The following is a 6,109-nucleotide window of genomic DNA, read 5'->3' on the forward strand; positions in this document are numbered from 1 at the left end:
AGCGCGACAATAGGCGGCATGAGTGACCAGCCAAACCTCACCGAGATGATCGATGCCATCATCAAGACCTTCATCGTCGCCCACGCGGACGATACTGACGCCCACCTTGCCCAAGCGCTTGTTTATAACGCAGGCCGCCTGGCCTGGCGCCTGCGCGAGCAGGGAGTAGACATAGAGCAAAAGACCTCCGTCTCCGATGTCGTCACCGACGCCGACTTCGCCGCCGAGCGTTTCGTCGCCGGTGTACTCGAAGCCCTGCGCGGCGAGGACGGCATCGTGGGCGAAGAGGGTGCGAACCGCGAGTCGAAGTCCGGCCGGACCTGGGTCATCGACCCTGTCGACGGCACCTACAACTTCGCCTCAGGCTCCGACTATTGGTGCTCTGCACTCGCGCTTATCGACGCTGAAGGGGTCATCCTCGGCGCCGTCCACCGCCCCGCTATGGGTTATACCTGGTTCGGCGGCCGTGACTTCCCCACCAGCTTGGACGGCAAGGACGTCACCAAGCTCACCGACAGCCCCGCCGACAAGCTGTGCTTGTCGACGTACCTGCACCCTACGTCCATGACGGATCCCGCAATCGCGTCCGCCTGGGAAAAAGTAGCCCCGCACTTCGCCACCGTGCGCATGTTGGGTGCGGGCTCCGTGGATCTCTCCTGCGTGGCGGATGGCACGTGGGGAGCGTGGATGCAGCACTCCGTCAAGGACTGGGATTGGTTCCCCGGCCAGGCGCTGGTGCTGGCCGCGGGCGGCGCGGCGCGCAAGGTTAAAGCCGGCGGTGTGGAATGGTGTATCGCGGGTAATAAACAGGTAGTTGATCAGATGGAGGAATGGCTCCGTGGGTAAATTCAAAGAAGACCTCGGCTTGGCCTTGGAGATGGCAGGCCATGCGGACGCCATTACGATGCACCGTTTTGAGGCTGCAGACCTGTCCGTCAAGGAAAAGCCGGACATGACCCCGGTCTCTGACGCGGACCTGGCATGCGAAAAGGCCATCCGTGAGGCGCTCAAGCGCTCCCGCCCGCGCGATGAGGTGCTGGGTGAAGAGTTTGGTGGCGAGGCCTGCTTCGAGGGCCGCCAGTGGGTTATCGACCCTATCGACGGCACGAAGAATTTCGTGCGCGGCGTCCCCGTCTGGGCCACCCTCATCGCGCTGTTGGAAGACGGCGAGCCGGTCGTCTCCGTCGTCTCCGCCCCTGCCCTGCGGCGCCGCTGGTACGCAGCCAAGGGCGGCGGCGCCTACCGAGTTTTCGGCGGGGAGCCGAAACGCCTGCGTGTTTCCGAGGTCTCCAAACTGGAAGATGCTTCTCTGGCCATGAGCTCCTTGTCTGGGTGGCGGCCGAACCGCGACGCTTTCATCTCATTCACGGACAAGGTCTGGCGCCTGCGCGGCTACGGCGACTTCTGGAATTACTGTCTGGTGGCCGAAGGTGCCGTCGACATCGCTGCCGAGCCCGAGGTCTCCCTCTGGGACCTAGCAGCCCCAGCGCTTCTTGTGACTGAGGCCGGTGGCCGCTTCACCAACGTCCGCGGCGAAGACGGCCCCCACGGCGGCTCAGCGCTGGCCTCCAACGGCAAGCTTCACGACGCCGCCCTCAGCGCCTTGTCCTAGCTTCTGCGCGGCGCCCCAACGTCGCACGCCAGCGAACCGTGCCGCGTACAGGTCACTTCGATCAAATAGGGCCCCAGATCTTTAAAGATCTGGGGCCCTATTTGTTAGAAACGTACTTCTAGTTCTCCGGAAGCACGAATCCAGAACCTGGGCCCTCGCGGCGGTTGAGATCCGCGATGATGGCATCGGTATTAGCCACGACCGTCGGGTTGTGCAGCGCACCCTGCCACGGGGTGCGGCAGGACGGCAGACCCGGGACCAGTCCACGGGATACCGAGCCGACGATACGGCCGTCGCGGAAGACCGGAGCGCCGGAGTCCCCGACCATCGCGCACACCTGGTTAATCGTGATGCGCTCAGTGTGCTGGAAAGTCATGCCACAGGTGCGGCCAGTAGCTACACCGCTCTTGCAGGTAATATCGCCCGGCTGCGTGGTACCACCGATCGCCTGCGCACTCACACCGTTGTAGCTGCGGGTTACCTCGGCCTGGGAGCCGAATTCGATGAGCGAATAGTCCAGGTTAGCGTTCTTCGCCACCACGGTGCCGGTGGGGCCTACCTGCCAGGAGTCCGCCGAGGACACCGGGTCGCCGACATTTCCGCAGTGACCAGCTGTAATACCGACCTTGCGGCCTTCGGCATCAGTGCCGGCTGCCGTCAGCGTGCACATGGTGTCCTCACGGATGTACAGCGGAGTTCCCGGGCCGTACAGAGACTTCCCTTCGGTCATCGCAACGTTGGATTCCTCGGGGATCTGGGGAGCATCGTAGAAAGAACCAGGGACTCGATGCAGAACGTACTCCGCGTGCGGTTTACCAGCAGCAATCTTGGAGAACAGGTCGTTCTTCCACACGTAGTTCGGATCGGTGCCCTGGGGCACGAACTCCGGCTGCGTGGCCTCCTCCAGCAGCCCGATGGGAGTCGGGTTGGTCAGCGGTTCACCCGTGATGGCATCAGCGCCGGCATAGTCCTGCTGCTCGGACGCGGCCGGCAATTGTGTGTTCAGGTTCGCCTGCTCCTTAAGGCGCTGCGCCGCAGGAGAGTTCACTGCTCCTTCGACTGCCTGGTTCACATCCTTCGATGCCGCTGCGGCAGCACCGTTGACGGCGGTATCGAGGGCGTCGGTCAGCTCTTTGTCCACGGGCTTGGTCTCAATACCTACGGACTGCAGATCCGTGCGTACCTGGTCGACAAAACCTGCTGAATCAATCTCCGGGATGGTGGGGAGCTCCTGAGCACCCGCCATTGGGTTACCCAGGAAGAACGCACCTGCGAAAGCCGAGCCCACAATGACTTTCTTAAGGTGCGGAATTTTTCTCATTGAGCAATTCCTCTTTTCACTTCTTCTCGTATTGGTCTATAAGACTTCCCCCATAATGACACGCGCACTGGGGTAGCCGTTTTCTAACGTGTGGGACTGTGTCCAAGCCGTTACACTACTGACAGTTTTCGGGTGCCCCCTCTTATCTTTCACCGCCTGCCGCGCCTCCGCAGACCTACTATGGAGGCATGTCTGAGACTGCCAATTCTTCGTCATCTCCTGCAGGCATTGCTGAGATAGTCGCTGTAATCCTGCGCGATAACCATGGCCGCGTTCTTGTCATCCGCGCCACCGATACTCCAGAATTCGTCCTGCCATTTGGCTCCATCGATGAGACCATTAATCCAGCTCGCGCCGCCCAGCTCATCGCCCACGAGGCTGTTCGCGCCGCGGTTGATATGTCGAAGTTGCGCCGCCTAGCCACCTATGTCTCGCCTGCGGCCAATGACGCACCTCAGACGATCCACGCTCACGTCTATGTCTGTGAAGAAGAGATTTCCGTCGCCCACCCTGACAAGGAGATTGCAGAGCTAGCCTGGGTCGATCCCGCTGCCCCAGACGTCACTATCGCCCCATTACTCAAGGAGAGGGTATTCCCCGCCCTGCAAGAACTCTAAGCTCCCAAGACCTAGACTCCACACCATGATTACGCAGCGACTACTCCCCGTTCTCGCCGCCGGTTCCCTTGCCCTTGCACTGGCCGGCTGCGCCACCGATGACAGCACCGACGCCACGCTTTCCGCTGTCTCCCCCACCACTCAAGCCGCCAGCGCCGAATCTGGGGCTTCAACATCCGCAGACCCGCAGTCACACGACGCAGATTCAGCGGCCGCCGAACAGAAGTCACCCGAGACAAGCGAAGACGCGCACAGCGCCCAAGGCGCAATCCCGACTGCCGCCGACAGCGCCTGCACAACGAAACAGCTAGATATCAGTCTTGCCAACGAGCAGGGGGCCGCCGGCTCACGCTTGGCTGACATTACGTTCACCAACACTTCTCCCGCACCGTGTACGTTGCAAGGCTTTCCTGGCGTCTCCGCCGTCACCAATGATGACGGCACCCAGCTCGGCCCCGCCGCCGAGCGTGAATCGGGCCAAGAAACAGCAACCGTCACGCTCGAGCCCGGGCACTCTGCCCGTGCGGGCCTGAAGATGACCAACATCGGTGTCCTCGACCCAACTTCCTGCCAGCCCCAGGCGGCCGACGGCCTGCGCGTCTACCCGCCCGGCGAAACCGCGAGCGCCTTCATCCGCATTTCCGGCTTCGAAGGGTGCGCTGGCGATGCCAACTACCTCTCTATCCAACCGGTTACCGCAGGTTAAACCCGCTTAAAAGCAGCAGGCGTTCACATCGGTCTACACTCGCGGCCATGGAATCCAAGAAGCTGACGTCGCTGGTGTTTGGGAACGTTGTGCTGGAATCGCACATGACGAAGACAACTATTGTCGTCTATTCGGAAGACATGCGCTCCTGGTACTTCCGCCCGAGCCCCTATACGGAGCTCAAGGTGCCGCTCGATGAACTACAAGGACAACTGAGTAGAGCGCGCGCGGAGCTCATCTCAGAGCGCATTTTCGATAACGTCAAACTCGAGCTTGAGGAAAGCTACCCCGGAGGTGTGGACCGCGCACAGAAGGAACTCTGCGCCTGGCTTCGCCGTACAGGCGACAGGGCTTAAGCAATGCCCGAACCACTCTCCTACTCCTCCACCGCAGGCTTCCCTCAGCTGCACATGTCCCGCGTCATCGACGCTGATTTTGACACCGCGGCCGACAAGCTCTTTAGCTGGGGGCTCCAGCGCAGCGGCCTCTTTCGGGTCAAGCCCAGCCACGACATCGTCGAAGAGGGCGCAGAGGTCTCCCTCGGGTTAGGCCCATGGGAGTTCCACTGCCGGGTGGTGGATGTATTCCACGAGGAGGGCCGCTGCGGCTTTACCTACGGCACCCTCCCCGGCCACATCGAGCGCGGCGAGGAGACCTTCACCCTGGAGCGCCTGCGGGATGGGCGCACGCTGCTGCTTGTCGACGCCTCCTCCCAACCCGCCCGCCTGAGCTTCCTGCGCCCGCTGCTCGATATTCCCCGGCGCGCGCTGATCCGCTTTTTCTACCTGCACGCTTTGGATGACTAATGGCGGGGTGTCAATGGGGCGCACTCCCCCTCAGTTCCACGCTCGCCGAGCGAGGTAACCACTTGGCATGTAACTTAACTCACATACACACTTTCCCTCACCATACTTTCCGTTCCTTATCGGTGGCCTTAGCGGCCATTCTCGCGGTGTTAGCCGCGGCAGCTGCAACCGGGCTGTTTCCCTTAGCCGCCGCGGAAGACAAACCTTCAGAATCGGCCAACTCCACTTCCAGCAACATGGCTCCAACCATGGTGGTTTTCGATTCCTCCGGCTCGATGATCACCAACGATGCCGGCGGGCAGACCCGCATTGATGCCGCCAAAGAGGCTGCCCGCACCTTCATCACCGAGGCTGGTGACGACGCTCCTCTGGGGCTTGTCACCTACGGCGGCAACACCGGCGAAGCCCCCGAAGATGAGGCGGCCGGTTGCCAGGACATCACCGTGGTCACACCACCCGAGGCCGGTAACTCTGAGAAGATGATTGCTCATATGGATGGCTTGCAGCCACGAGGATTCACCCCCATCGGCGAGTCCCTACGCAAGGCCGCCGCTGAGCTACCAAAGGAAGGCCAGCGCAGCATCATCTTGGTCTCCGATGGCGTTGCCACCTGCACCCCGCCACCCGTGTGTGATGTGGCGAAAGAGCTGAAGGAGCAGGGCATCGACCTAGTCATCAATACCGTCGGCTTCAACGTTGAGCCCGAGGCACAGCAGGAACTGCAGTGCATTGCCGACGCCACCGGCGGCACCTACGCCGACGCCTCCGACGCCGATAGCTTGGCCAAAGAACTGAACCGCGCAGCACCCCGCACCTTCAACGCCTACGAGTCAGACTTAGAGGAGATCGAAGGCGGCGAAACCGAAGGTTCCCCGGCCAAGGTAGACCGTGACGTAGAGGCCTTCTCCACCGCTCTTCTTCCGACGGAGGGTAAAGGGCACTCGGCTGAATCCACTACCTTCTTCACCACGGACCTGACCCCTGTTAGGTAGACACCTGATATCCAGCCCGGTTGGGTTGGGAAGAAAGGTAATCTACCACCATGCC

Annotated in this window: 8 protein-coding genes; 7 read left to right on the plus strand and 1 reads right to left on the minus strand. The window is 61.7% G+C overall.

Annotated elements, in window-relative coordinates; all coding sequences use genetic code 11:
• The first annotated feature begins 18 nt into the window (after nucleotides 1-18).
• Together QP363_RS11500 and hisN are read left to right on the plus strand one after the other, a co-directional pair.
• A complete protein-coding gene (locus QP363_RS11500; protein ID WP_284764643.1) occupies nucleotides 19-846 on the plus strand; it encodes an inositol monophosphatase family protein in 828 nt (275 codons plus the stop codon).
• A complete protein-coding gene (gene hisN, locus QP363_RS11505) occupies nucleotides 839-1,612 on the plus strand; it encodes a histidinol-phosphatase (RefSeq protein WP_070525620.1) in 774 nt (257 codons plus the stop codon). Before QP363_RS11500 ends, hisN begins: the two co-directional genes overlap by 8 nt.
• A gap of 118 nt (nucleotides 1,613-1,730) precedes the next feature.
• Here the strand turns inward: hisN and QP363_RS11510 are convergent, their stop codons facing one another.
• Nucleotides 1,731-2,933, minus strand: coding sequence for a S1 family peptidase (locus QP363_RS11510; RefSeq protein WP_284764644.1), 1,203 nt, complete (start codon nucleotides 2,931-2,933; stop codon nucleotides 1,731-1,733).
• 188 nt (nucleotides 2,934-3,121) lie between these two features.
• Between QP363_RS11510 and QP363_RS11515 the strand changes: the two genes are divergently transcribed.
• From QP363_RS11515 to QP363_RS11535, 5 genes are all read left to right on the plus strand, one after another.
• On the plus strand, nucleotides 3,122-3,550 hold the full coding sequence (locus QP363_RS11515) for an NUDIX domain-containing protein (RefSeq protein ID WP_070644774.1): 429 nt from the start codon (nucleotides 3,122-3,124) through the stop codon (nucleotides 3,548-3,550).
• A 25-nt stretch (nucleotides 3,551-3,575) separates the two neighbouring features.
• Nucleotides 3,576-4,256, plus strand: a complete 681-nt coding sequence (locus QP363_RS11520; protein WP_070730871.1) for a DUF4232 domain-containing protein — start codon at nucleotides 3,576-3,578, stop codon at nucleotides 4,254-4,256.
• 47 nt (nucleotides 4,257-4,303) lie between these two features.
• Nucleotides 4,304-4,612 (plus strand): hypothetical protein, encoded by a 309-nt coding sequence (locus QP363_RS11525; RefSeq protein ID WP_049156133.1) that lies wholly within the window; start codon nucleotides 4,304-4,306, stop codon nucleotides 4,610-4,612.
• A 3-nt stretch (nucleotides 4,613-4,615) separates the two neighbouring features.
• Nucleotides 4,616-5,062, plus strand: coding sequence for a DUF1990 domain-containing protein (locus QP363_RS11530; protein ID WP_049156131.1), 447 nt, complete (start codon nucleotides 4,616-4,618; stop codon nucleotides 5,060-5,062).
• Nucleotides 5,063-5,298: 236 nt separating this feature from the next.
• Nucleotides 5,299-6,054: a VWA domain-containing protein gene (locus tag QP363_RS11535; protein ID WP_284764645.1), complete on the plus strand. Its 756-nt coding sequence runs from the start codon at nucleotides 5,299-5,301 to the stop codon at nucleotides 6,052-6,054.
• Nucleotides 6,055-6,109: the final 55 nt, after the last annotated feature.

Source organism: Corynebacterium sp. UMB6689 (genome assembly GCF_030215295.1).
GTDB lineage: Bacteria > Actinomycetota > Actinomycetes > Mycobacteriales > Mycobacteriaceae > Corynebacterium > Corynebacterium aurimucosum.

Excerpts from the sequence above, each read along its gene's own strand:
- QP363_RS11500 (WP_284764643.1), top strand. The coding sequence starts at position 19 with ATGAGTGACCAGCCAAACCTCACCGAGATGATCGATGCCATCATCAAG.
- QP363_RS11510 (WP_284764644.1), bottom strand. The coding sequence starts at position 2,933 with ATGAGAAAAATTCCGCACCTTAAGAAAGTCATTGTGGGCTCGGCTTTC.
- QP363_RS11515 (WP_070644774.1), top strand. The coding sequence starts at position 3,122 with ATGTCTGAGACTGCCAATTCTTCGTCATCTCCTGCAGGCATTGCTGAG.
- QP363_RS11520 (WP_070730871.1), top strand. The coding sequence starts at position 3,576 with ATGATTACGCAGCGACTACTCCCCGTTCTCGCCGCCGGTTCCCTTGCC.
- QP363_RS11525 (WP_049156133.1), top strand. The coding sequence starts at position 4,304 with ATGGAATCCAAGAAGCTGACGTCGCTGGTGTTTGGGAACGTTGTGCTG.
- QP363_RS11530 (WP_049156131.1), top strand. The coding sequence starts at position 4,616 with ATGCCCGAACCACTCTCCTACTCCTCCACCGCAGGCTTCCCTCAGCTG.
- QP363_RS11535 (WP_284764645.1), top strand. The coding sequence starts at position 5,299 with ATGGCTCCAACCATGGTGGTTTTCGATTCCTCCGGCTCGATGATCACC.